This window comes from Pseudocitrobacter faecalis (assembly GCF_965231525.1).
Taxonomy (GTDB): domain Bacteria; phylum Pseudomonadota; class Gammaproteobacteria; order Enterobacterales; family Enterobacteriaceae; genus Pseudocitrobacter; species Pseudocitrobacter faecalis.
In genome coordinates this window covers 109,190-135,371 of sequence record NZ_CBDDNJ010000002.1, presented here as the reverse complement: position 1 = coordinate 135,371, position 26,182 = coordinate 109,190, and the positions used below count along the sequence as shown (strand labels likewise).

At 53.8% G+C, this 26,182-nt stretch carries 25 protein-coding genes, 2 tRNA genes and 1 pseudogene; 8 read left to right on the top strand and 20 right to left on the bottom strand.

The window, feature by feature from the left end; genetic code table 11:
- The first annotated feature begins 11 nt into the window (after positions 1 to 11).
- Both diaA and dolP read left to right on the top strand, forming a co-directional pair.
- Positions 12 to 602, top strand: coding sequence for a DnaA initiator-associating protein DiaA (gene diaA / locus ACOXYR_RS01285; protein ID WP_015962885.1), 591 nt, complete (start codon positions 12 to 14; stop codon positions 600 to 602).
- A gap of 9 nt (positions 603 to 611) precedes the next feature.
- Positions 612 to 1,187: a division/outer membrane stress-associated lipid-binding lipoprotein gene (gene dolP, locus ACOXYR_RS01280; protein WP_108475001.1), complete on the top strand. Its 576-nt coding sequence runs from the start codon at positions 612 to 614 to the stop codon at positions 1,185 to 1,187.
- A 51-nt stretch (positions 1,188 to 1,238) separates the two neighbouring features.
- On the opposite strand, the gene ACOXYR_RS01275 is transcribed toward dolP, so the two are convergent.
- Positions 1,239 to 1,883 (bottom strand): NAD-dependent epimerase/dehydratase family protein, encoded by a 645-nt coding sequence (locus ACOXYR_RS01275; RefSeq protein ID WP_108475000.1) that lies wholly within the window; start codon positions 1,881 to 1,883, stop codon positions 1,239 to 1,241.
- Positions 1,884 to 1,985: 102 nt separating this feature from the next.
- Here ACOXYR_RS01275 and ACOXYR_RS01270 point away from each other — a divergent pair, with 102 nt between their 5' ends.
- Positions 1,986 to 2,504, top strand: coding sequence for a type 1 glutamine amidotransferase domain-containing protein (locus ACOXYR_RS01270; protein WP_108474999.1), 519 nt, complete (start codon positions 1,986 to 1,988; stop codon positions 2,502 to 2,504).
- Here the strand turns inward: ACOXYR_RS01270 and ACOXYR_RS01265 are convergent.
- Positions 2,484 to 2,927, bottom strand: coding sequence for a YhbP family protein (locus tag ACOXYR_RS01265; RefSeq protein WP_421355414.1), 444 nt, complete (start codon positions 2,925 to 2,927; stop codon positions 2,484 to 2,486). The two genes, ACOXYR_RS01270 and ACOXYR_RS01265, sit on opposite strands and share 21 nt — an antisense overlap.
- Before the next feature lie 54 nt (positions 2,928 to 2,981).
- Here ACOXYR_RS01265 and ACOXYR_RS01260 point away from each other — a divergent pair, with 54 nt between their 5' ends.
- Positions 2,982 to 3,266 (top strand): GIY-YIG nuclease family protein, encoded by a 285-nt coding sequence (locus ACOXYR_RS01260; RefSeq protein ID WP_189624211.1) that lies wholly within the window; start codon positions 2,982 to 2,984, stop codon positions 3,264 to 3,266.
- Here ACOXYR_RS01260 and ACOXYR_RS01255 read toward each other — a convergent pair.
- A complete protein-coding gene (locus tag ACOXYR_RS01255) occupies positions 3,253 to 3,756 on the bottom strand; it encodes a GNAT family N-acetyltransferase (protein WP_108474996.1) in 504 nt (167 codons plus the stop codon). The genes ACOXYR_RS01260 and ACOXYR_RS01255 overlap by 14 nt on opposite strands.
- Complete coding sequence (ubiT, locus tag ACOXYR_RS01250; RefSeq protein ID WP_108474995.1) at positions 3,750 to 4,274, bottom strand: ubiquinone anaerobic biosynthesis accessory factor UbiT; 525 nt, start codon at positions 4,272 to 4,274, stop codon at positions 3,750 to 3,752. Before ubiT ends, ACOXYR_RS01255 begins: the two co-directional genes overlap by 7 nt.
- A gap of 205 nt (positions 4,275 to 4,479) precedes the next feature.
- Between ubiT and ubiU the strand changes: the two genes are divergently transcribed.
- The 3 genes from ubiU (at position 4,480) to ACOXYR_RS01235 (ending at position 7,514) form a co-directional block, all read left to right on the top strand.
- Positions 4,480 to 5,475, top strand: coding sequence for a ubiquinone anaerobic biosynthesis protein UbiU (gene ubiU / locus ACOXYR_RS01245; RefSeq protein WP_015962877.1), 996 nt, complete (start codon positions 4,480 to 4,482; stop codon positions 5,473 to 5,475).
- An 8-nt stretch (positions 5,476 to 5,483) separates the two neighbouring features.
- Complete coding sequence (locus tag ACOXYR_RS01240; protein WP_421355415.1) at positions 5,484 to 6,362, top strand: U32 family peptidase; 879 nt, start codon at positions 5,484 to 5,486, stop codon at positions 6,360 to 6,362.
- A 144-nt stretch (positions 6,363 to 6,506) separates the two neighbouring features.
- The gene (locus ACOXYR_RS01235) at positions 6,507 to 7,514 is read left to right on the top strand and encodes a luciferase-like monooxygenase (protein ID WP_108474993.1); all 1,008 of its coding nucleotides are present in this window, start codon (positions 6,507 to 6,509) and stop codon (positions 7,512 to 7,514) included.
- A gap of 80 nt (positions 7,515 to 7,594) precedes the next feature.
- Here ACOXYR_RS01235 and mtr read toward each other — a convergent pair whose 3' ends face one another.
- The 12 genes from mtr to ACOXYR_RS01175 all read right to left on the bottom strand — a co-directional run bounded on the left by mtr (position 7,595) and on the right by ACOXYR_RS01175 (position 21,464).
- On the bottom strand, positions 7,595 to 8,839 hold the full coding sequence (mtr, locus tag ACOXYR_RS01230; RefSeq protein ID WP_421355416.1) for a tryptophan permease: 1,245 nt from the start codon (positions 8,837 to 8,839) through the stop codon (positions 7,595 to 7,597).
- A 145-nt stretch (positions 8,840 to 8,984) separates the two neighbouring features.
- Positions 8,985 to 10,919: a DEAD/DEAH family ATP-dependent RNA helicase gene (locus ACOXYR_RS01225; protein ID WP_421355417.1), complete on the bottom strand. Its 1,935-nt coding sequence runs from the start codon at positions 10,917 to 10,919 to the stop codon at positions 8,985 to 8,987.
- Positions 10,912 to 10,992 (bottom strand): protein YrbN, encoded by an 81-nt coding sequence (gene yrbN / locus ACOXYR_RS01220; RefSeq protein WP_100249910.1) that lies wholly within the window; start codon positions 10,990 to 10,992, stop codon positions 10,912 to 10,914. Before yrbN ends, ACOXYR_RS01225 begins: the two co-directional genes overlap by 8 nt.
- A 105-nt stretch (positions 10,993 to 11,097) precedes the next feature.
- On the bottom strand, positions 11,098 to 11,982 hold the full coding sequence (gene nlpI / locus ACOXYR_RS01215; RefSeq protein WP_015962872.1) for a lipoprotein NlpI: 885 nt from the start codon (positions 11,980 to 11,982) through the stop codon (positions 11,098 to 11,100).
- Positions 11,983 to 12,093: 111 nt separating this feature from the next.
- Entirely contained in the window at positions 12,094 to 14,229 is a 2,136-nt protein-coding gene (gene pnp / locus ACOXYR_RS01210) for a polyribonucleotide nucleotidyltransferase (protein ID WP_108474990.1), read from the bottom strand.
- Between the two features lie 346 nt (positions 14,230 to 14,575).
- Positions 14,576 to 14,845: a 30S ribosomal protein S15 gene (gene rpsO, locus ACOXYR_RS01205; RefSeq protein WP_015962870.1), complete on the bottom strand. Its 270-nt coding sequence runs from the start codon at positions 14,843 to 14,845 to the stop codon at positions 14,576 to 14,578.
- A gap of 149 nt (positions 14,846 to 14,994) precedes the next feature.
- Positions 14,995 to 15,939: a tRNA pseudouridine(55) synthase TruB gene (gene truB, locus ACOXYR_RS01200; RefSeq protein ID WP_108474989.1), complete on the bottom strand. Its 945-nt coding sequence runs from the start codon at positions 15,937 to 15,939 to the stop codon at positions 14,995 to 14,997.
- Positions 15,939 to 16,340, bottom strand: a complete 402-nt coding sequence (gene rbfA, locus ACOXYR_RS01195) for a 30S ribosome-binding factor RbfA (protein ID WP_049848849.1) — start codon at positions 16,338 to 16,340, stop codon at positions 15,939 to 15,941. Before rbfA ends, truB begins: the two co-directional genes overlap by 1 nt.
- Positions 16,341 to 16,500: 160 nt before the next feature.
- The gene (infB, locus tag ACOXYR_RS01190) at positions 16,501 to 19,188 is read right to left on the bottom strand and encodes a translation initiation factor IF-2 (protein ID WP_108474988.1); all 2,688 of its coding nucleotides are present in this window, start codon (positions 19,186 to 19,188) and stop codon (positions 16,501 to 16,503) included.
- Between the two features lie 24 nt (positions 19,189 to 19,212).
- Positions 19,213 to 20,700, bottom strand: a complete 1,488-nt coding sequence (gene nusA / locus ACOXYR_RS01185; RefSeq protein ID WP_108474987.1) for a transcription termination factor NusA — start codon at positions 20,698 to 20,700, stop codon at positions 19,213 to 19,215.
- A 27-nt stretch (positions 20,701 to 20,727) separates the two neighbouring features.
- Positions 20,728 to 21,180, bottom strand: coding sequence for a ribosome maturation factor RimP (gene rimP / locus ACOXYR_RS01180; RefSeq protein ID WP_015962865.1), 453 nt, complete (start codon positions 21,178 to 21,180; stop codon positions 20,728 to 20,730).
- A gap of 207 nt (positions 21,181 to 21,387) precedes the next feature.
- Positions 21,388 to 21,464, bottom strand: a tRNA-Met gene (locus tag ACOXYR_RS01175).
- 337 nt (positions 21,465 to 21,801) lie between these two features.
- Between ACOXYR_RS01175 and argG the strand changes: the two genes are divergently transcribed.
- A complete protein-coding gene (gene argG / locus ACOXYR_RS01170; protein WP_421355418.1) occupies positions 21,802 to 23,145 on the top strand; it encodes an argininosuccinate synthase in 1,344 nt (447 codons plus the stop codon).
- A 254-nt stretch (positions 23,146 to 23,399) separates the two neighbouring features.
- Here the strand turns inward: argG and ACOXYR_RS01165 are convergent.
- The 4 genes and pseudogenes from ACOXYR_RS01165 to ACOXYR_RS01150 all read right to left on the bottom strand — a co-directional run bounded on the left by ACOXYR_RS01165 (position 23,400) and on the right by ACOXYR_RS01150 (position 26,172).
- Positions 23,400 to 23,486: transfer RNA gene (locus tag ACOXYR_RS01165), tRNA-Leu, on the bottom strand.
- Between the two features lie 13 nt (positions 23,487 to 23,499).
- Positions 23,500 to 23,829, bottom strand: a complete 330-nt coding sequence (gene secG, locus ACOXYR_RS01160) for a preprotein translocase subunit SecG (RefSeq protein WP_108474985.1) — start codon at positions 23,827 to 23,829, stop codon at positions 23,500 to 23,502.
- Positions 23,830 to 24,355: 526 nt separating this feature from the next.
- A pseudogene (locus tag ACOXYR_RS01155) lies at positions 24,356 to 24,614 on the bottom strand (M23 family metallopeptidase); the annotation flags it as partial.
- A 715-nt stretch (positions 24,615 to 25,329) separates the two neighbouring features.
- The gene (locus ACOXYR_RS01150) at positions 25,330 to 26,172 is read right to left on the bottom strand and encodes a prepilin peptidase (RefSeq protein WP_421373414.1); all 843 of its coding nucleotides are present in this window, start codon (positions 26,170 to 26,172) and stop codon (positions 25,330 to 25,332) included.
- Positions 26,173 to 26,182: the final 10 nt, after the last annotated feature.

Genomic DNA, 26,182 nt, shown 5'->3' with positions numbered 1-26,182 from the left:
AAAGGGAAATCGTGCTCGAAAGAATTAAAGTTTGCTTCACTGAAAGCATTCAAACGCAAATTGCAGCGGCAGAAGCCCTCCCGGATGCTATCTCCCGAGCCGCTATGACCCTTGTGCAGTCACTGCTCAACGGCAACAAAATTCTCTGTTGTGGTAACGGATCCTCCGCCGCCAACGCACAGCATTTTGCTGCCTGCATGATCAATCGTTTCGAAACGGAGCGCCCTGGTTTACCGGCGATTGCACTTAATGCAGATAACGTGGTCTTAACGGCGATCGCGAACGATCGCTTACACGATGAGATTTACGCCAAGCAGGTTCGCGCGCTGGGTCATGCCGGAGATGTGTTACTGGCGATTTCCACGCGAGGCAACAGCCGCGACATCGTCAAAGCTGTAGAAGCTGCCGTGACGCGTGATATGACCATTGTGGCATTAACGGGCTACGACGGCGGTGAGCTGGCCGGTTTACTCGGCCAGCAGGATGTGGAAATTCGCATCCCTTCTCACCGTAGCGCGCGCATTCAGGAAATGCACATGCTGACGGTGAATTGCTTATGCGATCTGATTGATAACACGCTTTTCCCACACCAGGACGATTAAGGAGTACATATGAAGGCATTCTCGCCCGTCGCAGTCCTTATTTCCGCGCTGCTGCTTCAGGGATGCGTCGCCGCTGCCGTGGTTGGCGGCGCTGCGGTTGGCACGAAAGCGGCAACCGACCCGCGTACTGTGGGGACACAGGTTGACGATGGCACGCTGGAGCTACGCGTCAACACCGCGCTGTCGAAAGATGAACAAATTAAGAAAGAGGCGCGCATCAACGTGACGGCATATCAGGGCAAAGTGCTGCTGGTAGGTCAGGCACCGAATACTGCGCTGGCGTCTCAGGCCAAGCAAATAGCCATGGGCGTGGACGGGGCCACCGAAGTGTTCAACGAAATTCGCCAGGGTACACCGATCAGTCTGGGTACCGCGTCAACGGATACGTGGATCACCACGAAAGTGCGTTCCCAGTTGTTGACGACCGATCAGGTGAAATCGTCGAACGTGAAAGTCACCACGGAAAACGGCGAAGTGTTCCTGATGGGGCTGGTAACGGATCGTGAAGGCAAAGCCGCCGCCGATATCGCCAGCCGCGTTAGCGGTGTGAAACGCGTCACCACGGCGTTTACCTATATTCAGTAACCGCTCAGGCCTGCGTTAAGCGCAGGCCTGATAAGCGTAGCGCCATCAGGCCTACACGGCTCGCCGCGCGATTTCGCGCAACTCTGCCGACTTCAAAATGGTGACGGGCTCTCGCTCCGGTGATAACGCTTCCGTCAGCATTGCCTGCGCCACATCGCGCGCTTTAATCGACTTCCAGTTTCCCGGTAAGAAACCAAACAGCGGTGCCAGCAACGACTCGTTGAGACGTCTTTTGTGGCGTTCCCCCACCAGCATGGACGGCCTGGCGATGGTCAGACGCGGCCACTGCTGCGCAATCAGCGCATCTTCCATTTCACCTTTGACGCGGTTATAGAAAAAGGGTGAATGCGCGTTGGCCCCCATCGCGCTCACCACCAGCATATGCTTCGCCCCCAGTCGCAAACCGGTAAGCGCCGTGTCGACCACTAATGTGTAGTCCGACTGAATAAACGCCTCTTTTGATCCCGCTTCACGCATTGTCGAACCCAGGCAACAAAAGACGATATCTATCGGCGTAGTGACCTGCGCAAGCGCGTCGCTTAGCTGTGGGTCGTGGGGGTTAAAGACTTCGGGAAATCCGTCAAGCGGACGGCGCGTAGGGGCGGCAATCGAGTAAATACGCGGCTCCTGAAGCAGAAGATGCAGTAAGTGCCCACCAACTAATCCGGTCGCGCCGGTTATCAATACCTGACTCATTCATATCCCCTTTACGGATTTTTCACCCTTGTAATCTCGTCGTCCTGCCCCACACTTTATAGTTCGCAGGAATTTTTCTGAAGCCAAAACCATGGAGGAATCATGAGCAAGAAAATAGCCGTCTTGATCACCGACGAGTTTGAAGATTCAGAGTTTACCTCTCCGGCCGACGCGTTTCGTAAAGCCGGTCATCAGGTTATCACCATTGAGAAGCAGGCCGGTAAAACCGTAACGGGCAAACGCGGCGAAGCGAAAGTGAAGATTGACGCCGCCATTGACCAGGTCAGCCCGGCAGAGTTTGATGCACTGCTGCTACCCGGCGGGCACTCGCCTGACTACCTGCGCGGTGACGATCGTTTTGTCACCTTCACCCGCGATTTCGTCAACGCCGGCAAACCGGTGTTTGCCATCTGTCACGGGCCGCAACTGTTAATCAGCGCCGATGTGGTACGCGGACGCAAGCTCACCGCCGTGAAACCTATTGTAGTGGATGTGAAAAATGCCGGGGCGGATTTCTACGACCAGGAAGTGGTGGTCGATAATGACCAACTGGTGACCAGCCGGACGCCAGATGATCTACCGGCATTTAACCGGGAAGCATTACGCCTGCTGGGTGCCTGATTCCCGTAACCAATGCAGTTTTTTACCGAAGCCCAGCGTGTTGTCAGTAAACTTGAGTTCATCAAGGCGAATTTCCCACACGGGTGCTGACAGCATTCTGGCGACCGGGAAGCGGCGAATATATTTCGCGCGCTTCTCGTCGCCCTCTTCACCTTCCAGCAGCCGAATCTCCCCTTTGAACTGCACGCCACGAATTAACGCCACCGTTTTCGGCTGGCCGTTAACCGTTCCGGCAACGGGTGCTCGCGTCCCCGTCATCTGCCCGTGACGAGTGGTGGTATCGCTGAGAAGATAAAATGCGACACGCTCAGCGTCATAGACGAAGAAGGCATTCGCACACCAGAGTTCGCCTTCACGCGCCACACACCAGCTTACAACGTGTTGTTTTGTCAGCCAGCGGCTAATGGCAGCAAGCGTTTCCATCTTTTCTCTCCGTTATGCTAAGGTGCGTTCACGTTACTATACAGGTTTCAACTCGTGCCCTGGTTTCTTTATCTGGTCCGCTCGGCGGATAACAAACTCTACACCGGGATCACCACCGACGTAGCGCGTCGCTTTCAGCAGCATCAAAGCGGAAAAGGCGCAAAAGCGCTACGCGGCAAAGGTGAACTGACGCTGGCATTTGCTGGCGAAGTTGGTGAACACTCACTGGCTTTGCGGCTGGAATACCGCATTAAACAGCTAACGAAGCGCCAGAAAGAGCGCCTCGTCGCTGGGGAGGAGTCGTTTGAAGCCCTGCTAAGCGGCCTTAAAAACGATTAAAGTGATCGGAATACTCGACCAGACCGTGCACGCCGTTCAGCGCATCATCCGCCAGACGATGAACCATAAACGCCTCTTCTGTACCCGGCCAGCGGCAGCGTAAGTCGTACTGTGCGGCGCGTTCGAAGCCAAAACGGCTGTACAACGCGGGCTCGCCCAGCGTGACGACGGCGGCATAACCGAATTCATTAAGGGAATCGAGACCTTCATAAACCATCTGGCGCGCCAGACCTTGCCCGCGATAGCTTTCATCTACCGCCAACGGTGCCAGCCCGACCCACTGCAGTTCCTCACCTTCAACGCTTACCGGGCTAAACGCCACGTAACCCACCACGTGACCTTCGTCATCCGTCGCCACCAGGCCGAGGGTGATCAGACCGTCTTCACGCAGCTCGCGCACAAGATCGGCCTCCCCGTCCCCGTTGAAGGTGCGACGCAGCAGGGAGTCAATCCCCGGTGCATCAATCCCAATTTCCACTCGAATCAGCATGGCTCACCTACCGATGTGTGTTTAGAGTCTGATGGCGTTTTCAGCCCGGCTTCCACGAAGTCCGCCAACTGCATCAGCATGACACGAAGCGCTTTCGGCATCTGTTCAAGCTCAATGGCATCCATCAGGTTTTTAACGTATAAGCCCAGTTCCGTATCGCCTTCAATGACCAGTCGACGCTGGAAGAAGAGCGTGTCAGGATCTTGTTTACGCGCGGCGATCATCAGCAAATCGCTGGCGTCGGCACTAAAGCTCACATCTGCCTGCGCCGATTCGCTCACAATCAGGCGATCGTTCTCTACGGAGGTAAACCATTGCAGGCCAATATCACGCACCTCAATGCTTAACCAACGACCTTCGAGAAACTCAAGCTCACCCTCGGCCAGCGCCTGGCGGAATTGCCAGCTGAGCATCTGCTGCAATACCTGACGTTTAAGGGCGAACGGCGTGAACTTCACCGGCACGCTCATCAGCGTTGGGGCCACATGAACCAGACGTGAACGCAGTTTATCCAACACAAGCTTTACTCCCTGAATGCAATAGTCCTGTTATTTTGCCATATCAGATAAACGACATAGCGGCGTAAATCAACAATTATGTGGTAAAGACTAACCATTATTGGTGCCATCAATACGCTTTTGTCTGCCTCAAATCAAAAATAATCGCCGCCAGGTTAACTAAAATCCCACCTCGTTAACATTATCGCTATCTGCAGGAAGAATTATGGAGCTGCTCTGCCCTGCCGGAAATCTCCCGGCGCTGAAGGCGGCCATCGAGAACGGTGCCGATGCTGTCTATATCGGGCTGAAAGATGACACCAACGCCCGCCATTTTGCCGGTCTGAATTTTACCGAGAAAAAACTGCAGGAAGCCGTCAGCTTTGTGCACCAGCATAAGCGTAAGCTGCATATCGCCATCAATACCTTTGCGCACCCGGACGGTTACGTTCGCTGGCAACGCGCGGTAGACATGGCCGCACAGCTTGGCGCTGATGCGCTGATCCTCGCCGACATCGCTATGCTGGAGTATGCGGCAGAACGCTACCCGCACATTGAGCGCCATGTCTCTGTTCAGGCTTCCGCGACCAATGAAGAAGCGATTCGCTTCTATCATCGCAACTTTGATGTCGCCCGCGTGGTGCTGCCGCGTGTGCTTTCCATCCACCAGGTGAAACAGCTGGCGCGCGTCACGCCCGTTCCGCTGGAAGTGTTCGCGTTCGGTAGCCTGTGCATTATGGCGGAAGGCCGCTGCTATCTGTCGTCTTATTTGACCGGTGAATCTCCGAATACCGTCGGCGCGTGTTCTCCGGCGCGCTATGTGCGCTGGCAACAAACGCCGCAGGGGCTGGAGTCGCGCCTCAATGAAGTGCTAATTGACCGCTACCAGGACGGCGAGAACGCCGGGTATCCGACCCTGTGTAAAGGGCGTTATCTGGTCGACGGCGAGCGCTATCATGCGCTGGAAGAGCCGACCAGCCTGAATACGCTGGAGCTGCTGCCGGAACTGCTGGCCGCCAATATCGCCTCGGTAAAAATTGAAGGTCGCCAGCGTAGCCCGGCCTATGTCAGCCAGGTGGCGAAAGTCTGGCGTCAGGCCATCGATCGCTGCATCGCGGATCCGCAAAACTTTGTGCCACAGGCAGCATGGATGGACACTCTCGGCTCCATGTCCGAAGGTACACAAACCACGCTTGGCGCGTACCACCGCAAATGGCAGTAGGAAAGACCATGAAATATTCATTAGGGCCGGTGCTGTACTACTGGCCAAAAGAGACGCTGGAAGAGTTCTACCAGCAGGCCGCCACCAGCAATGCCGATATCATCTATCTGGGCGAAGCGGTATGCAGCAAGCGCCGCGCCACCAAAGTGGGCGACTGGCTGGATATGGCGAAATCGCTGGCGGGCAGCGGCAAGCAAATTGTGCTGTCAACGCTGGCGTTGGTGCAGGCTTCTTCTGAACTGGGCGAGCTGAAGCGCTACGTTGAAAATGGCGACTTCCTGCTGGAAGCGAGCGACTTCGGCGTGGTGAATATGTGCGCCGAGCGCAAGCTGCCGTTTGTCGCCGGGCATGCACTGAACTGCTATAACGCGGTAACGCTTCGTCTGCTGGCGAAACAGGGCATGATTCGCTGGTGTATGCCGGTCGAACTGTCTCGCGACTGGCTGGCAAATCTGCTGACGCAGTGCGAAGAACTGGGCATCCGCAATCAGTTTGAAGTGGAAGTGTTGAGCTACGGTCATCTGCCGCTGGCCTACTCCGCGCGCTGCTTTACCGCGCGTTCGGAAGATAAGCCAAAAGATGAGTGCGAAACCTGCTGTATTAAATATCCGAACGGGCGCAGTATGCTGTCGCAGGAAAACCAGCAGGTCTTCGTGCTAAACGGTATTCAGACCATGAGCGGCTATGTCTATAACCTCGGCAACGAACTGGCTTCAATGCAGGGGCTTGTGGATATCGTGCGCCTGTCGCCGCTGGGCACCGAGACGTTCGCCATGCTGGATGCCTTCCGCGCCAACGAAAATGGCCAGGCACCGCTGAACCTCACCGCCAACAGCGACTGTAATGGTTACTGGAAACGCCTGGCGGGTCTGGAACTGCAGGCCTGATAAAAAAGCTCACTTTGTTAACAACAGTCATCAGTTTTTAATGCAGTATTAAAGATGCAGCTTTTCTGGCCGACAGCGCGCTGTGCTGCCAGGCTGGAACAAGACCTTCAATCTGATGATGACGCTGTAACAAAGTGAGCCTTTATGACTGACAAACCTGTTTCTTTCTCGGTGCTCGATTTGGCCCCGATCCCACAAGGGTTTAAGGCTAAAGACGCCTTCGACCGCTCTCTCGATCTCGCAAAACTTGCCGAAAAACGTGGCTATCACCGCTACTGGTTAGCGGAGCACCACAACATGACCGGCATCGCCAGCGCGGCGACATCGGTGCTGATTGGCTATCTTGCGGCGAATACCACGACCTTGCATCTGGGTTCCGGTGGTGTGATGTTACCAAACCACTCCCCGCTGGTGATTGCCGAACAGTTCGGGACGCTCAATACGCTGTATCCTGGACGCATTGATTTGGGGCTAGGCCGCGCGCCGGGCAGCGATCAACGCACCATGATGGCATTACGCCGCCATATGAGCGGTGACGTGGATAATTTCCCGCGCGATGTGGCGGAACTGGTCGACTGGTTCGATGCCCGCGATCCGAATCCGCACGTACGCCCTGTTCCCGGCTACGGCGAAAAAATTCCGGTATGGCTGTTGGGGTCAAGCCTCTACAGCGCACAGCTTGCCGCACAGCTCGGTCTGCCGTTTGCGTTCGCCTCACATTTCGCACCAGATATGCTGTTTCAGGCGCTGCACCTTTATCGCACCAACTTTAAACCCTCCGCGCGGCTGGAAAAACCGTACGCGATGGTGTGCATCAACATTATCGCCGCAGACAGCAATCGCGATGCGGAATTCCTGTTCACCTCCATGCAGCAGGCCTTTGTGAAGCTGCGTCGTGGCGAAACCGGGCAGCTACCGCCGCCGATTCAAAACATGGATCAGTTCTGGTCACCGTCCGAGCAGTATGGCGTACAGCAGGCGCTGAGTATGTCGCTGGTTGGCGATAAAGCGAAAGTGCGTCACGGGCTGGAGTCGATTCTGCGTGAAACCGACGCGGATGAAATTATGGTTAATGGCCAGATTTTCGATAGCGAGGCACGGCTGCATTCGTTCGGGCTGGCGATGGATGTGAAGGAAGAGTTGTTGGGGTAAGTGCGATTGTGTTGCCCCTCACTCCGGGCAGTCCCTCTCCCGATGGGAGAGGGTTAGAGTGAGGGCATCAGGCCGCACAATTACTGATAAACCGGCAACATATTAAAGCTCGACAGAATGTGTACCAGCGCGTTGCCGATACCGAAGACCAGAATCAGAGCAATCATCGGCTTGCCACCCCAGACGCGGAATTTCGGGCTGCCGAAGCGTTTGCGGGATGCGCGGGCCAACAGTGCTGGCACAATCGCCGCCCAGATAGTCGCGGCCAGCCCGGCATAACCGATGGCATACAGAAAGCCATTCGGCCACAGCAGACCGCCGATAACTGGCGGAGCAAACGTCAACAGTGCCGTTTTAAAACGCCCCAACGCACTATCATCAAAGCCAAACAGATCGGCCAGGTAATCAAACAGACCCAGCGTTACGCCCAGGAATGAACTCGCTACCGCGAAGTTAGAGAACACCACCAGCAGCAGATCCAGGCTACGGCTGTTCAGCACGCCACTCAACGCCTGCACCAGCACATCAATGTTCCCGCCTTTCTGCGCAATGCCGATAAATTCCGGACGCGGGATATTGCCCATCGTGCCCAGCAACCAGATGACATACAGACCCAGGGCCAGCAGCGTGCCGTAGACCAGACACTTCACTATGGTCTTTGGATCTTTACCGTAATACTTCATCAGGCTTGGCACGTTACCGTGATAACCAAACGAGGCCAGACAGAACGGCAGCGTCATCAGCAGATACGGGGTGTAAGACGCGTTACTTTCTGCAACGTTAAACAGCGTTGTCGGTTCCACGTGTCCTAACAGGCTGCCGAACGTCAGGAAGAAGGTGATGACTTTCGCGCCTAATACGATAGCCGTCATGCGGCTAACCGCTTTGGTGCTCATCCAGACAATAAACGCCACCAACAGCGCGAAGGTAAAACCGCCTACGCGTGCCGGTACGTTCAGCGACATTTCCGCGAATGTGTGGTGCAGAATTGAACCGCTCGCGGAGATATACGCATAGGTCAGGATGTAGAGTACAAAGGCAATTGAGATGCCGTTAATAACGTTCCAGCCTTTTCCAAGGAGATCTTTGGTCAGGGTGTCGAAACTCGCGCCGATACGGTAGTTGAGATTCGCTTCAAGGATCATCAACCCGGAATGCAACATGCAGAACCAGGTGAAGAGCAGCGCCGCCAGCGACCAGAAAAACCAGCTACCGGCCATCACCACCGGCAGCGAGAACATGCCCGCGCCAATAATGGTTCCGCCGATGATCACCACGCCGCCAAAGAGTGACGGGCGTGAAGCTGTAGTGGTAAGTGTCGCCATTTGCCGATATCTCCAGTGAATCGTTCTTTGCTATACGTTAGCATGGCGCTAATGTACCAGTACATGAGTACAAAGGAAATAAAAAAAGCCCCGATTTCGCAACCGGGGCTGTATATTTTACTTTACGCTAACAAGCGGCGATTTCTTACGCATCACCACCGAAACGGCGACGGCTGGAAGAGTCATCACGACGTGGAGCAGAAGCATCATCACGACGCGGCGCACGGCCACCGTCACGGCGCTCACCGCTAAAACGACGCTCACCGCGGCCGCCTTCACGACGCTCGCCACCGAAGCCACGGCCACCTTCACGGCGTTCGCCGCCAAAGCCACGACCATCACGACGCTCGCCACCGAAACCACGACCACCGCTACGCTCAGGACGCGGTTGTGCGTCGCCCAGCAGCTGCATGTTCATTGGTTTGTTCAGAATGCGGGTACGAGTAAAGTGCTGCAGTACTTCGCCCGGCATACCTTTCGGCAGTTCGATAGTAGAGTGGGTACCAAACAGTTTGATGTTACCGATGTAACGGCTGCTGATATCGCCTTCGTTAGCGATCGCGCCAACGATGTGACGAACTTCAACACCATCATCACGGCCCACTTCAATGCGATACAGTTCCATATCACCGGCATCACGACGTTCGCGACGCGGACGATCTTCACGATCGCCACGCGGGCCACGATCGTTACGATCGCGCGGGCCACGGTCATCACGGTCACGGAATTCGCGTTTCGGACGCATCGGTGCATCTGGCGGAACGATCAGAGTACGTTCGCCCTGTGCCATTTTCAGCAGTGCTGCGGCCAGGGTTTCAATATCCAGTTCTTCACCTTCAGCAGTCGGCTGGATTTTCGCCAGCAGGCCACGGTAGAGATCCAGATCGCTGCTTTCCAGCTGCTGCTGTACTTTCGCGGCGAATTTTTCCAGACGGCGTTTGCCCAGCAGTTCTGCGTTCGGCAGTTCTACTTCCGGAATGGTCAGCTTCATGGTGCGTTCGATGTTGCGCAGCAGACGACGCTCGCGGTTCTCAACGAACAGCAGCGCGCGGCCAGCACGACCCGCACGACCGGTACGACCGATACGGTGAACGTAAGACTCTGAATCCATCGGGATATCGTAGTTTACGACGAGGCTGATACGCTCAACGTCCAGGCCACGGGCCGCAACGTCGGTTGCAATCAGGATGTCCAGACGACCATCTTTCAGGCGTTCCAGCGTCTGCTCACGCAGCGCCTGGTTCATGTCGCCGTTCAGCGCGGCGCTGTTGTAGCCGTTACGCTCAAGGGCTTCAGCCACTTCCAGAGTCGCGTTTTTGGTACGAACGAAGATAATCGCCGCATCAAAATCTTCCGCTTCCAGGAAACGAACCAGCGCTTCGTTTTTACGCATGCCCCACACAGTCCAGTAGCTCTGGCTGATGTCAGGACGCGTCGTCACGCTGGACTGGATGCGCACTTCCTGCGGCTCTTTCATAAAGCGGCGGGTAATGCGACGAATCGCTTCCGGCATGGTGGCAGAGAACAGCGCGGTCTGATGACCTTCCGGGATCTGCGCCATAATGGTTTCAACGTCTTCGATGAAGCCCATGCGCAGCATTTCGTCAGCTTCATCCAGAACCAGACCGCTCAGTTTAGAGAGGTCAAGGGTGCCGCGTTTCAGGTGATCCAGCAGACGACCCGGCGTACCGACAACGATCTGCGGCCCCTGACGCAGGGCGCGTAACTGCACGTCATAACGCTGGCCGCCGTACAGGGCAACCACGTTTACGCCGCGCATATGTTTAGAGAAATCCGTCATGGCTTCAGCAACCTGAACCGCCAGTTCGCGGGTCGGTGCCAGCACCAGGATTTGAGGTGCTTTCAGCTCAGGATCAAGATTGTTCAGCAGTGGCAGGGAAAACGCTGCGGTTTTACCACTACCTGTCTGGGCCATGCCCAGCACGTCACGACCGCCCAGCAGGTGCGGAATGCACTCAGCCTGGATCGGAGATGGTTTTTCGTAACCCAGATCGTTAAGGGCTTCAAGGATAGGAGCCTTCAGGCCCAGATCTGCAAAAGTGGTTTCGAATTCAGCCATGTAGTACAAGTGCCTCGATATTAATGGCGGCCAGTCTACATAACTCATCATGAAATTGATCTGCAATTTTCATTGAAAAGTGTGAACCGGCTCAAAGTAGGTGTATTAACGAACAACAACGCCCTCACCCGCGAAGGTGATGGCAATCAAAAAGATTACGGGCTGATGTAGTCGTCAGCTATTGCTGGTCCGATTCTGCCAGGTCATCTTGGTCCTGGCCCAGGAGCGATAATTCCAACAATGCGTATCGGTGCTCAACATAGTTATGAACGTTGTTAGCAACCGCCAGTTTGAACAGTGCCGTAGCGCTGTCCTTGTCCCCAAGACTTAGGTAATACTTACCTAAATAGAAGTTGGTTTCACTGAGATGCTCAGCGAGCGAGGTGTTATCCGTTGCGTCCGCCTTCAGGCGCTCCATTAACGTTTTTTCGTCAATGTTGCCTAAGTAGAACTCGACAATGTTCCATCCCCATTGTTCTTTATCCGATTTATCGAAGCGTTGTTTCAACGCCTCTTTTGCCTGCTTCTCATCGAGCTTCTGCTCAGCGAGGAAAAGCCACAGGCTACGGAAGGGATCATTGGGATCGTCTTGATAAAACGCCAGCAGATCATCTTGCGCTAATTTTGCACGGCCACCGTAGTAAAGCGCGATGCCGCGGTTCAAGTGCGCATAATTGTAAGTTGGATCAAGCTCAAGTACAGAATCAAACGCTTCATAGGCAGCATCAAAATTGCCTGCCTGCGTTAAGTAAATGCCTAAGTAATTGAATACTTCAGGCATATCTGGTCGGATTGCCAGCGCTTGCGAAAAATCGTTACGCGCTAGTGCCCTCAGACCGAGACTATCATACAACACTCCGCGCTCATATAAAAGCTGTGCGCGTTCGTCATCGGTTAAAGCCCGACTGGCAAGAATTTGTTCCATGCGTGCCAGAATCACTTCTTGCTGTAAAGTCGGTTGCAATGGTACCGCGAGGACCTCACTCTTTCGCCAGGCAGAATTACTGCATCCTGCCAGCGTGAGTGCTGTCGCTACGAAACACCAGCGCAAAAAAGGCTTCATTTCCCACTCCCGAAGACAACAATTGGATGAACGTCCTGTCCCCCGGCTGCAAACAGGCATCCCGCCAGGTAAAATTGCCCCCTGCTTGCGCAGAGGGCAAAACGGCAAACCTTACTCGCCTTGTTCCGCAGCCGGAGCTTCCGGTGCGGCAGCAGGCTGAGACTGCTCGGTTGCTTCTTTGATGCTCAGACGGATACGGCCCTGACGGTCAACTTCCAGAACCTTAACCGGTACTTCCTGATTCATCTGCAGGTAATCAGTGACTTTCTCAACGCGCTTATCAGCGATCTGAGAGATGTGCACCAGACCTTCTTTACCGCCGCCGATGGCAACGAATGCGCCAAAGTCTACGATACGGGTCACTTTACCGTTATAGATACGACCCACTTCGATTTCTGCGGTGATCTCTTCGATACGACGGATAGCGTATTTCGCTTTCTCACCGTCAGTCGCTGCGATCTTCACAGTACCGTCATCTTCGATTTCGATGGTGGTGCCGGTTTCTTCGGTCAGGGCACGGATAACAGAACCGCCTTTACCGATAACGTCTTTGATTTTGTCCGGGCTGATCTTAATGGTGTGGATACGCGGTGCGAACTCAGAGATATCGCCACGCGGCGCGTTGATCGCCTGTTCCATCACGCCCAGGATGTGCAGACGCGCACCTTTAGCCTGGTTCAGCGCAACCTGCATGATCTCTTTGGTGATACCTTCAATTTTGATATCCATCTGCAGTGCAGAGATACCGTCGCGGGAACCCGCTACTTTGAAGTCCATATCGCCCAGGTGGTCTTCGTCGCCCAGGATGTCAGACAGAACAACAAAGTTGTCGCCTTCTTTCACCAGACCCATCGCGATACCCGCAACGGCGGCTTTGATCGGCACACCTGCGTCCATCAGCGCCAGAGAAGCACCACACACGGAAGCCATGGAAGAAGAACCGTTAGATTCGGTGATTTCAGAAACCACGCGAACGGTGTACGGGAATTTGTCCAGTTCCGGCATCACGGCCAGCACGCCACGCTTCGCCAGACGGCCGTGACCAATTTCACGACGCTTCGGAGAACCGACCATACCGGTTTCACCTACGCAGTACGGAGGGAAGTTGTAGTGGAACAGGAAGTTGTCAGTACGCTCGCCCATCAGTTCGTCGAGGTTCTGCGCATCACGGGTGGTACCCAGAGTAGCAGTAACCAGCGCCTGAGTTTCACCACGGGTGAACAGCGCGGAACCGTGAGTACGCGGCAGAACGCCAGTGCGCACGTCCAGACCACGGATCATGTCTTTTTCACGGCCATCGATGCGCGGTTCGCCTGCCAGTACACGGCTACGAACGACGTTTTTCTCGATAGCGTGCAGGATTTCGCCCAGTTCGTTAGCGTCCAGGGTTTCGTCTTCTGCCGTAAGCGTTGCGATGGTTTCAGATTTGATCACGTCAACCTGAGCATAACGCTCTTGTTTGTCGGTGATGCGGTACGCGTCGCTCAGGCGCGCTTCTGCCAGGGCTGCAACGCGTGCGTTCAACGCGTCGTTTACCGCTTCTGGCTGCCAGTCCCAACGTGGTTTACCGGCTTCTTTAACCAGCTCGTTGATTTCACGGATAACAACCTGCTGCTGTTCATGACCGAACACAACTGCGCCCAGCATCTGATCTTCACTCAGCAGTTCCGCTTCAGATTCAACCATCAGAACAGCCGCTTCGGTACCGGCAACAACCAGATCCAGCTTGCTTTCTTTCAGTTCGTCCTGAGTCGGGTTCAGTACGTACTGGTCATTAATGTAACCCACGCGAGCGGCGCCGATTGGGCCGTTGAATGGGATACCGGACAGAGAGAGCGCAGCGGATGCGCCAATCATTGCCACGATATCCGGGTTAACCTGCGGGTTAACGGACACAACGGTCGCGATAACCTGAACTTCGTTGACGAAGCCTTCCGGGAACAGCGGGCGAACCGGGCGGTCAATCAGACGCGCGATCAGGGTTTCGCCTTCGCTTGGACGGCCTTCACGACGGAAGAAGCTGCCCGGGATACGACCAGCAGCGTAGGTACGCTCCTGATAGTTAACGGTCAGCGGGAAGAAGTCCTGGCCTGGCTTGGCTTTTTTCTGGCCGACAACGGTAACGAATACCGCGGTGTCATCCATGCTAACCATAACAGCGGCAGTTGCCTGACGCGCCATCATGCCGGTTTCCAGAGTTACGGTGTGTTGGCCGTACTGGAATTTACGAACGATCGGATTAAGCAAAATTCTATCCTTTCTTAATAAGTGGCAGCACACCTTCAGGCGTGCCGACATAGGAACTCGATCTTCGTTGCATCCTCGCGACTAATGACAACCCTAACCCTTCATGGGTGAAGCCTCTCATTAGCCGCGCGAACCTCTGCAATGAAGAACATGTACAACAACAATACATTATACCCGTTATCTTTCAAAATACCGCTGCGTTAGCAACGTGCGTTGTAAATTCATTTACGTGACACACAGGCTTTCGCTTAAGCGCTATTTTTTTCGGGTACCTTTTCTCTTAACTCGCTGACATCTGGTGGAAAAAAGGGGCCATAAAGGCCCCTCTTTCTGAAACTCGCCAGAATTAGCGACGCAGACCCAGACGCTCGATCAGCGCGGTGTAGCGTGCAACATCTTTACGTTTCAGGTAGTCCAGCAGTTTACGACGCTGAGAAACCATGCGCAGCAGACCACGACGGCTGTGGTGATCTTTTTTGTGCTCTGCAAAGTGACCCTGCAGGTGGTTGATCTGTGCAGTCAGCAGAGCAACCTGAACTTCGGTAGAACCGCTGTCGTTCGCATCGCGACCGAACTCAGAAACGATTTGTGCTTTAGCTTCAACGCTTAGAGACATTTTGAACTCCAAATTTAAAAGAATGAAAGGGTGCCGATCTCTAATTCAGCAGCCCTGAGATAACGCTTGCCAATTGTTAAACAATTACGCAGACGTTAAGCCGCAACATTCTACTCGCAGCGGCCTGTTATCGCAAGAGAGGCAATGCCTCACTCGGGGTACTCCACCACCAGGCGACGCGGTGCGACGCGGCCTTCATCGTCAATTTCAGCCATACCGATAAATTTAGCGTCGTCGCCTTCCGTGACACGGACTAATCCGCTGGCTGGCGCCTGAGAGGCGCGCACAGGCTGGCCATTCTTAAAGTACGCCGCCACGACGGAAGGAATATTAACGACCGGGAAGTCCGACGCCGGGCTGTCCATCGGCATCAGCAGCGGATCCAGCAGCTGCGATGCGGGAATACCCTGCTGTTCAGCCTGTTCGACATACTCACGCAGTTGTTCAAGCGTCACCATGCGTTCAACAGGGTATTTACTCACGGCCAGACGGCGCAGGAAAATCACGTGCGCGCCACAGCCGAGTTTTTCGCCCAGATCATCAATGATGGTGCGAATGTAGGTGCCTTTTGAACAGTGAATTTCCAGCTCCAGTTCATTGCCTTCATGGCGAATAAACAGCAGCTCATACACGGTAATCGGGCGCGCTTCACGGGGCACTTCAATCCCCTGGCGAGCGTATTCGTAGAGTTTTTTGCCCTGATACTTCAGTGCCGAATACATGGACGGCACTTGTTGAGTATCGCCACGAAAACTCTCCAGCGCCTCAGCCAGTTGCGCATCGGTGAACGTCACCGGGCGCTCTTCGACAATCTGACCGTCGGCATCGGACGTATCGGTACGTTGACCCAAACGCGCGATGACGCGATAACGCTTATCGGAATCCAGCAGATACTGGGAAAACTTGGTCGCTTCCCCAAGGCAAATTGGCAGCATGCCGGTTGCCAGAGGATCCAGCGCCCCGGTATGCCCGGCGCGGTTCGCGTTATAGAGGCGCTTTACTTTTTGCAGCACGTCATTGCTGGATGCACCCTGCGGTTTATCCAGCAACAGTACGCCGTGGATATCACGACCGCGACGACGAGGACGACTCATTAGTCCTCCTTGCTGTCGTCCGGGTTTACACGACGTTCTTCGTCATGCTTAACCACGTTAGTCACCAGGTTGGACATGCGCATCCCTTCAACTAACGAGTTGTCGTAGAAGAATGTCAGTTCCGGCACGATACGCAAACGCATGGCTTTACCCAGCAGAGAGCGGATAAACCCAGACGCTTCCTGCAGAGCTTTGATGCCGGCTTTTACGGCAGCTTCATCTTTGTCGTTCAGGAAAGTGACGAACACTTTGGCATAGGCCAAATCGCGAGACATTTCCACGCCGGAAACAGTCGTCATCATGCCCAGACGCGGGTCTTTAATTTCGCGCTGCAGGATGATTGCTATCTCTTTTTGCATTTCCTGCGCCACGCGCTGCGGGCGACCAAATTCTTTCGCCATAATAAATTCTCCAGACAAAAAAGGGGCCAAAAGCCCCTTTTAAAATTAATCTCAGGTGGAAAGGGCTGTTCACCAGGCCTGATAAGACGCCCGAGCGTCGTATCAGACAACGGCTGCCGGATGCGGCGTAACGCTTTATCCGGCCTACACCCGATCAACCTTAGGCAATCGTACGCTGAATCTCGATGATCTCGAACACTTCGATCATATCGCCAACGCGAACATCGTTGTAGTTCTTCACGCCGATACCACATTCCATGCCGTTACGGACTTCGTTAACGTCATCTTTGAAGCGGCGCAGGGATTCCAGCTCGCCTTCATAGATAACCACGTTGTCGCGCAGAACGCGGATTGGGTTGTGACGCTTGATGATACCTTCGGTAACCATACAGCCCGCGATCGCACCGAATTTCGGTGATTTGAACACGTCACGCACTTCAGCCAGACCGATGATCTGCTGTTTCAGTTCCGGAGACAGCATGCCGCTCATCGCCGCTTTCACTTCGTCAATCAGGTTATAGATAACGGAGTAGTAACGCAGATCCAGGCTTTCTGATTCGATCACGCGGCGCGCAGAAGCGTCAGCACGGACGTTGAAGCCAACCAGGATGGCGTTAGATGCTGCAGCAAGCGTGGCGTCGGTTTCGGTGATACCACCGACACCGGAACCGATAATCTTCACTTTCACTTCGTCGGTAGACAGTTTCAGCAAGGAATCGGAAATCGCTTCTACAGAACCCTGTACGTCAGCCTTCAGCACGACGTTCACTTCGTGAACTTCGCCTTCGGTCATGTTGGCGAACATGTTCTCCAGTTTAGATTTCTGCTGACGAGCCAGTTTAACTTCACGGAATTTACCCTGACGATACAGTGCAACTTCACGCGCTTTCTTCTCGTCACGCACAACGGTCACTTCGTCACCGGCTGCCGGAACACCGGACAGACCCAGGATTTCCACCGGAATGGACGGGCCTGCTTCGAGCACTTCCTGACCCAGTTCGTTACGCATCGCACGAACACGGCCATATTCGAAGCCACACAGAACGATGTCGCCTTTGTGCAGAGTACCTTCGCGTACCAGAACGGTAGCAACCGGACCACGGCCTTTATCGAGGAAGGATTCGATAACCGCACCGCTCGCCATACCTTTACGAACCGCTTTCAGCTCCAGAACTTCAGCCTGCAGCAGGATAGCGTTCAGCAGGTCATCGATACCGGTACCGGCTTTCGCAGATACTGGGATGAACTGTGCTTCGCCGCCCCACTCTTCCGGCATAACGCCGTACTGGGAGAGTTCGTTCTTAACGCGATCGAGGTCAGCTTCTGGCTTATCGATTTTGTTCACAGCAACCACCAGCGGAACCTGCGCCGCTTTCGCGTGCTGGATAGCTTCGATGGTCTGTGGCATCACGCCGTCGTCTGCTGCAACAACCAGGACAACGATATCCGTTGCCTGCGCACCACGAGCACGCATAGAGGTAAACGCGGCGTGGCCCGGGGTATCCAGGAAGGTGATCATACCGTTGTCAGTTTCAACGTGGTATGCACCGATGTGCTGGGTAATACCGCCCGCTTCGCCAGAGGCCACTTTCGTTGAACGAATGTAGTCCAGCAGAGAGGTTTTACCGTGGTCAACGTGACCCATGATGGTCACGACCGGTGCGCGCGGTTCAGCCGCAGCACCTGTATCACGGTCGCTCATTACCGCTTCTTCCAGCTCGTTTTCACGACGCAGGATAACTTTGTGGCCCATCTCTTCGGCAACCAGCTGTGCGGTTTCCTGGTCGATGACCTGGTTGATAGTCGCCATGGCGCCCAGTTTCATCATCGCTTTGATGACCTGAGAACCTTTAACGGCCATTTTGTTCGCCAGCTCGCCAACGGTGATGGTTTCGCCGATGATAACGTCACGGTTAACGGCCTGCGCTGGCTTCTGGAAGCCCTGCTGCAGAGAAGAACCTTTACGCTGTTTACCGCCTTTACCGCCACGAACCGCAGCACGCGCTTCTTCACGATCCGCTTTAGATTCAGCGTGTTTGTTGCCTTTTTTCGCCGGACGCGCCGCTTTCGCGTTACGACCACGGCCACGACCACCTTCAACTTCACGGTCGTTTTCATCTTCAGCCTGGCGAGCATGCTGAGAAGTGGTGACGTGATAATCGCTGGTGTCCTCAGTTGGCTCAGCGTTATTCACACCATTTTTCTCGTTTTCTTCTGCCATACGGCGGGCTTCTTCCGCTACGCGGCGCGCTTCTTCTTCAAGCTTGCGGCGTGCTTCTTCTTCCGCTTTACGCTTCAGCTCAGCAGCTTCACTTTCACGGCGGGCTTTCTCAGCCTGGGCAGTTTTAGTCATATCGTCTTGTTGATTGCTCACTTTGTCTTTTTCCGCAGCTTCACGTTTCGCTTTATCAGCGGCTTCACGTTTCGCTTGTTCCGCGGCCTCACGTTCAGCTTTTTGTTGCGCCTCGCGTTTCGCTGCTTCTTCAGCTTCACGACGGGCTTGCTCTTCCGCTTCACGCTGCGCCTGCTCTTCCGCGGCAAGGCGTTCGGCCTCTTGCGGATCGCGTTTCACAAAGGTGCGTGTCTTGCGGACTTCGATTTGTACCGACTTACTTTTACCGCCGGTACCTGGGATATTGAGCGTGCTGCGCGTTTTGCGCTGCAGGGTCAATTTGTCCGGCGCAGAACCGTTTTCACGGTTCAGATGCGCCAGTAAAGTTTGTTTCTCTTGCGCGGAAACAGAGTCATCAGCAGACTTCGGGATACCAGCGTCAGCAAATTGCTGTACCAGGCGATCCACCGAGGTCTGTATCTCTGCGGCCAGCGTTTTTACGGTTACATCTGTCATGCTGTTCCTTCCTGCTACAGTTTATTACGCTTCGTCGCCGAACCAGCAAATGTTACGGGCGGCCATGATGAGCTCGCCGGCTTTCTCGTCAGTTAAACCTTCGATATCAGCCAGGTCATCAACGCCTTGTTCAGCGAGATCTTCCAGCGTACAAACACCACGAGCTGCCAGTTTGAATGCCATTGCGCGATCCAGCCCTTCAAGGTTGAGCAGATCGTCAGCCGGTTTGTTATCACCGAGGCTTTCTTCCTGGGCCAGTGCCAGAGTGGTCAGTGCGTTTTTAGCACGTTCGCGCAGTGCCTCAACGGTATCTTCATCAAGACCGTCAATTTCCAGCAGTTCTTTCATTGGCACGTAGGCCAGTTCTTCCAGCGTGGAGAAGCCTTCTTCAACCAGCACTGTCGCGAAATCTTCATCAATATCGAGATATTTGGTGAAGGTATCGATCGCCGCGTGCGCTTCAGCCTGATGCTTCGCCTGCAGGTCATCAACGGTCATCACGTTGAGTTCCCAGCCGCTCAGCTGCGAGGCCAGACGTACGTTCTGACCATTACGGCCAATCGCCTGCGCCAGGTTGCCCGCTTCAACAGCGATATCCATAGTGTGTTTATCTTCGTCGACCACGATAGACGCGACATCCGCCGGCGCCATTGCGTTGATCACGAACTGCGCCGGGTTATCGTCCCACAGAACGATGTCGATACGCTCGCCGCCCAGTTCCGTCGAAACGGCCTGAACACGCGCACCGCGCATACCCACACAAGCACCCACCGGATCGATACGCTTATCGTTGGTTTTCACGGCGATTTTCGCACGAGAACCTGGATCGCGAGCGGCTGCTTTGATTTCAATAACTTCTTCGCCAATTTCTGGCACTTCAATGCGGAACAGTTCGATCAGCATTTCCGGCTTGGAGCGAGTGACGAACAGCTGTGCGCCACGCGCTTCCGGACGTACGGAATAAAGTACACCACGGATACGGTCGCCTGGACGGAAGTTTTCACGCGGCAGCATATCTTCACGCAGGATAACGGCTTCAGCGTTGTTACCGAGATCCAAAGAGATATTGTCGCGGTTCACTTTCTTCACCACGCCGGTGATGATTTCACCTTCGTGCTCGCGGAACTGATCAACGACCATTGCGCGTTCAGCTTCACGAACTTTCTGAACGATTACCTGTTTCGCTGTTTGCGTGGTGATACGGTCAAAGGTCACAGATTCGATCTGGTCTTCAACGTAATCACCCACGTTCAGGCTTTCGTCTTCGAAGCGTGCTGCTTCCAGGGTAATTTCTTTCGTCGGCTGCGTGACTTCTTCAACGATCACCCAACGACGGAATGTATCGAAATCGCCGCTCTTACGATCGATCTCTACGCGAACGTCGATTTCTTGTTCGTATTTTTTCTTAGTAGCCGTTGCCAGCGCGCTTTCCAGCGCTTCGAAAATCTTCTCACGCGGCAGTGCTTTCTCATTGGAGACGGCTTCAACAACAGCCAAAATTTCTTTGTTCATCGGGGCCTTTCACCTCAATCCAGACTGTTAAAAGTGGGGAACCAGGTTCGCCTTCTGGATGTTACTCAGCGCGAACACTTCATCTTTGCCTTCGACTGTCACAGTGATCATTTCACCGTCTACCGCTTTGATAATGCCCTGCCATTTACGACGGTTCTGAACCGCCATGCGCAGGACCAGCGTGACCTCTTCACCCAGGAAACGCGTGTAGTGTTCCGCGGTGAACATAGGACGATCGAGGCCCGGAGAGGAAACTTCCAGGTTGTAAGCTACCGTAATTGGATCTTCTACATCCATTACCGCGCTTACCTGGTGGCTCACATCAGCACAATCATCAACATTGATGCCATCTTCACTATCAATATAGATGCGCAGTGTGGATGTGCGACCGCGAATAAATTCGATGCCGACCAGTTCGTAGCCCAGGGCTTCAACCGGTGCCGTAATCATCTCTGTTAATTTTTGCTCTAATGTGGACAAACCCACCCCCAAGACATAAAAAAAGGGCGTAAAGCCCAGTTATTCTGTAGTCAGATAACAAAAAACCCCGATAAATCGGGGCTTTAGATAACTGAACCCTATAGCCGCAACTGCGGCCTGGAGAACCTTCCGAAAGAATTTTTTTCAAATCCAGCTACGAAGGCCTAAGTCTTCACAGTATATTTGAAAAAGAACTCTAAGGGAAAGTGGTTGCGGGGGCCGGATTTGAACCGACGACCTTCGGGTTATGAGCCCGACGAGCTACCAGGCTGCTCCACCCCGCGCCTGAAACGTGGCAAATTTTACGCGTTTTGAGTAAAAAATGCAAATAATGCTGGGATTTGGTACCGAGGACGGGACGTAAAATCGGCCTGTAGTATAAAGAAGAAAATAACATCCTGTCAACCTCACATTCTATGCAGCGGACAAGCAGGATCACAGGCGGTAATGTGTCATGAGCGATACACCGAAGCGATAAGGATTTTTCACTGAAAATCGCACGAAGCACTTCCGGTATTGCGCAAAAGATGATTAAATGAAAACTCATTTATTTTGCATAAAAATTCACTGAGAGCGAAAAAGCGTTTTCTCCATCAGTCTATCAAAGCAGGGTTTTACTTTATGACGACGATTCTCAAGCATCTTCCGGTAGGTCAACGTATTGGTATCGCCTTCTCCGGCGGTCTGGACACCAGCGCGGCGCTGCTGTGGATGCGACAAAAAGGCGCAGTGCCATATGCTTATACTGCAAACCTGGGCCAGCCTGATGAAGAAGACTACGACGCTATCCCACGCCGTGCTATGGAATATGGCGCAGAGAACGCTCGTCTGATCGACTGCCGTAAGCAGCTGGTTGCAGAAGGTATCGCCGCTATTCAGTGTGGCGCATTCCACAACACCACCGGCGGGCTGACCTACTTCAACACCACTCCGCTGGGCCGTGCCGTTACTGGTACCATGCTGGTTGCCGCCATGAAAGAAGATGGCGTGAACATTTGGGGCGACGGCAGCACTTATAAAGGCAACGATATTGAACGTTTCTATCGTTATGGCCTGCTGACTAACGCCGAGCTGCAGATTTACAAACCGTGGCTCGATAGCGACTTTATCGATGAGCTGGGCGGTCGTCATGAGATGTCTGAGTTCATGATTTCCTGCGGCTTCGACTACAAGATGTCCGTTGAGAAAGCGTATTCGACCGACTCCAATATGCTGGGTGCGACGCACGAAGCAAAAGACCTCGAATTCCTCAACTCCAGCGTCAAGATTGTTAATCCGATTATGGGTGTGAAGTTCTGGGACGAGAACGTGAAGATCCCGGCAGAAGAAGTGACCGTCCGTTTTGAACAGGGTCATCCGGTCGCGCTGAACGATAAAACCTTCAGCGACGACGTGGAGATGATGCTGGAAGCAAACCGCATTGGTGGCCGTCACGGACTGGGCATGAGCGATCAGATTGAGAACCGTATTATCGAAGCGAAAAGCCGTGGCATCTACGAAGCTCCGGGGATGGCGCTGCTGCATATCGCTTATGAACGTCTGCTGACCGGTATTCATAACGAAGATACCATCGAGCAGTATCATGCGCATGGTCGTCAGTTGGGCCGTCTGCTGTATCAGGGCCGCTGGTTCGATTCTCAGGCGCTGATGCTGCGTGATTCGCTGCAACGTTGGGTCGCAAGCCAGATCACCGGCGAGGTCACGCTGGAACTGCGTCGCGGGAATGATTATTCAATTCTGAACACCGTGTCTGACAACCTGACCTATAAAGCAGAGCGTCTTACCATGGAGAAAGGTGACTCTATGTTCTCTGCCGAAGATCGTATCGGCCAGTTGACCATGCGTAACCTGGACATTACCGATACGCGCGATAAGTTGTTTGGTTATGCGAAAACCGGTCTGCTCTCCTCCTCTGCCGCCAGCGGTGTGCCGCAGGTTGAGAACCTGGAGAATAAAGCGAAGTAATCGCGTCTCTGTTGAAGTATGCAAAAAGCCGCGTATGCGGCTTTTTTTGTGGGCAGGCTCTGGCACTTGCGCAATGCCTGATGCGCTACGCTTATCAGGCCTACGAAGCATGCTGTGTTTGGTATGTTCTGCAGTTGTAGGCCGGATAAGGCGAAGCCGCATCCGGCGGGTATGCCGCGAGCACAATGCCTGATGCGCTGCGCTTACTACAGACGAAAAAAAAGACGCTTTTCAGCGTCTTTCTTTCGGAATATTGGTACTGAGGATGGGACTCGAACCCACAAGCCCGTTAGGGCACTACCACCTCAAGGTAGCGTGTCTACCAATTCCACCACCTCAGCACAGATACTACTCTTAGTGTGGGATGTCGCTGGTCGGCTGAGCCGGTGCAGCTGGCTGAGTTTGCTCAGATTTCGGCGCGCTCAGATTTTCCCACTCGCTTCCTTTATTGGTCTTGTTGCTGTTGATGTTACCCAGCACCAGACTGATAATGAAGAACAACGTTGCCAGAACTGCGGTCATGCGGGTCATGAAGTTACCAGAACCACTTGAACCAAACAGCGTGCCGGAAGCGCCTGCTCCGAAGGAGGCTCCCATATCAGCGCCTTTACCTTGTTGCAGCATGATCAGACCAACAAGGCCAATCGCCACAATAAGGAAAACTACCAAAAGAGCTTCGTACATAATCAACCTGTTCCTTGCGGAGTTGCCGCATACCAATTGCTTCGACCAATTAAAGTGGGTGTTTCAAATGTTTCCCACTGAAGCGGGTGTGAATACTAACCAAAGCGAATCACCTTCGCAAGGGCAATTTTATCGCATTGTATCAACTGCGGAAAAAAACAGCAAAAGCAATCAAAACGGGCGAAAATGCAACGCATTAGCGCCCTTTCTGGCTACTTTTTAGGCTCAATTTTCACCAGTTTGAACTTGCCAAACTTCTGAACGATTCGCCAGCTTCCCTCTTCTGTCTCGACGATTTCTTTCGGACTGTAGAAAACCGTTTTCCGGCCTATACGCACGCCAACCTGGAGTGTATCCGCGTCGCCACTGATAACAGCGATTGCCGGAGTCATATCGATAGGCTCTGGTGCAGGTTGCACAGGTTCAGCGCTGGCGGGCACCGCCGATGCTTGTGGCAGATTACCAGGGCTTTCAATCCGGGCAAAAAGCACGTCCATCGGGTTGAGTAAACGTCCGTGATGGCTAATCTCAAGATGCAGATGCGGCCCATTGCTGCGCCCGGTCGATCCAGAATAAGCGATAATATTGCCCTTCGCGACGCGATCCCCTTTCGTCACCAGAATCTGGTTAAGATGAAGGTAACGACTGCTCCAGCCATCCGCATGGTTCACCGTCACATACAGCCCCGTTGCCGGGCCGTAGCCGGTTTCACTGACGACGCCGCTGGATACAGAGAGGACATTGCTGTTGAGCGCTGCGCGTAAATCCACCCCTTCATGGCGCATAAAACGGTGCAACATCGGATGATAGCGTAAACCATAAGGCGATGTGACCGTGACGCTACTGGTAAGCGGAAAGATAAACGACTGCTCCGGAATTTGTTGCAGCACTCTGGCTTCATTTAAGTCTCCAGTGGGATGCCATGAAGGCGGCGGCGCGCTCGCCGTTGGAATAGTGGCGTTCAATACCGAGAAGACGCTGCTGCCCATAAAGCCATCATCAGCCAGTTCATCTGCGGGGAGTTCTTCCGGCAATTTTTCTGTGTCGATATCCGGCGCTTTAAGGAAGAGCGCTAACGCAGACTGCTGCTGACAAGAGAGTGGCTGAAGACGTTCGCCGTCGATTCCCAATCGTAGTGATGCCTGCCACTGCATATTGCCAGGCGTGGCACATTCAACGTGTGGGGCTACAGTCGCTTCCTGCCGTGCGGGCATTTGCGCGCGCCATATCATCATCTCATCAAAATATTGCTGCGCCTGAGTCAATATCTTTGGCGGAACATAAGGTGTAATGTCGTGAATTTCGGGCTTATAGCCCACCGGCCGCCATACCGCACTATTAAGCAGAAGTAGCGTTCGCGGCAGAGTGAGAGTCGTCGAAGGGCCTGATTTACGGCTATCGTTGAGAGAGAGCGTAATTGCATCTCCTTTCTGCGATACCACATCATAAAACACCGGCGCGCCAGGGGAGAATACCCCCAGAAATAATGGCAAAATAAACTCAACCATGAGTCAGTACCTCCGAGCACATCAATACCGCGGCAGTAATACAAATTGCCGGGCCGAACGGAATGTATCCCTGAGCAGCAAATTCATCTGCGTCAGAATTTTTTTTCGCAAAGCGTTTGTTCACCGCCTGAATCAGGAAAAAGAGTGCGCCTAATCCGGCTGAGCCCAACATCAGGGCGGCAATGTTGTCTGCCCCGAGCCAGACGCCACAGGCTGCAAACAATTTAACATCGCCCTGGCCGAAGCCTTCTCTGCCTGTCACCCAGGTAAAGACGCGCGCCATTGACCAGGAGAATGCCCAGATGATGACCGCTCCCATTACACAGTCACGCGGAGATAGTGGGATCAGATTTCTGACACAAGCAATCAGCCCTACCCACAACAGCAAAAAGACCAGGCAATCGGGCAAAAGGTAAGTTTTGAAGTCAATCATCGCCAGCGTATAGAGGGCACTGAAAAAGAGTGCCAGAAACGCCAACTGAGTCAGGCTGTAGTGGGGGTAGTACCAGAACACCAGCGCCATATACCCGGCACCAATCAGCGCTTCGCTGAGGGGGTAGATAAAGGAAATATGGCCGTGGCAATAGCGGCACTTTCCACGCAGCCAGAGCCAACTCAGCACCGGAATGTTATCCCAGGGCATGATATTGTGCTGGCAGTTTGGACAGTGTGAAGGAGGCCACCAGAGGTTAACGGGGGCGGCACACGCTTCTTCTGTAGAATCATGCATCAACATAATAGGCAATCGATAGATAACGACATTTAAGAAACTACCTATCAACAACCCTAAAATTAAAGCCAGATACAGATAGAATGATGATAAAAACGCTTCCATGCGCATAAAC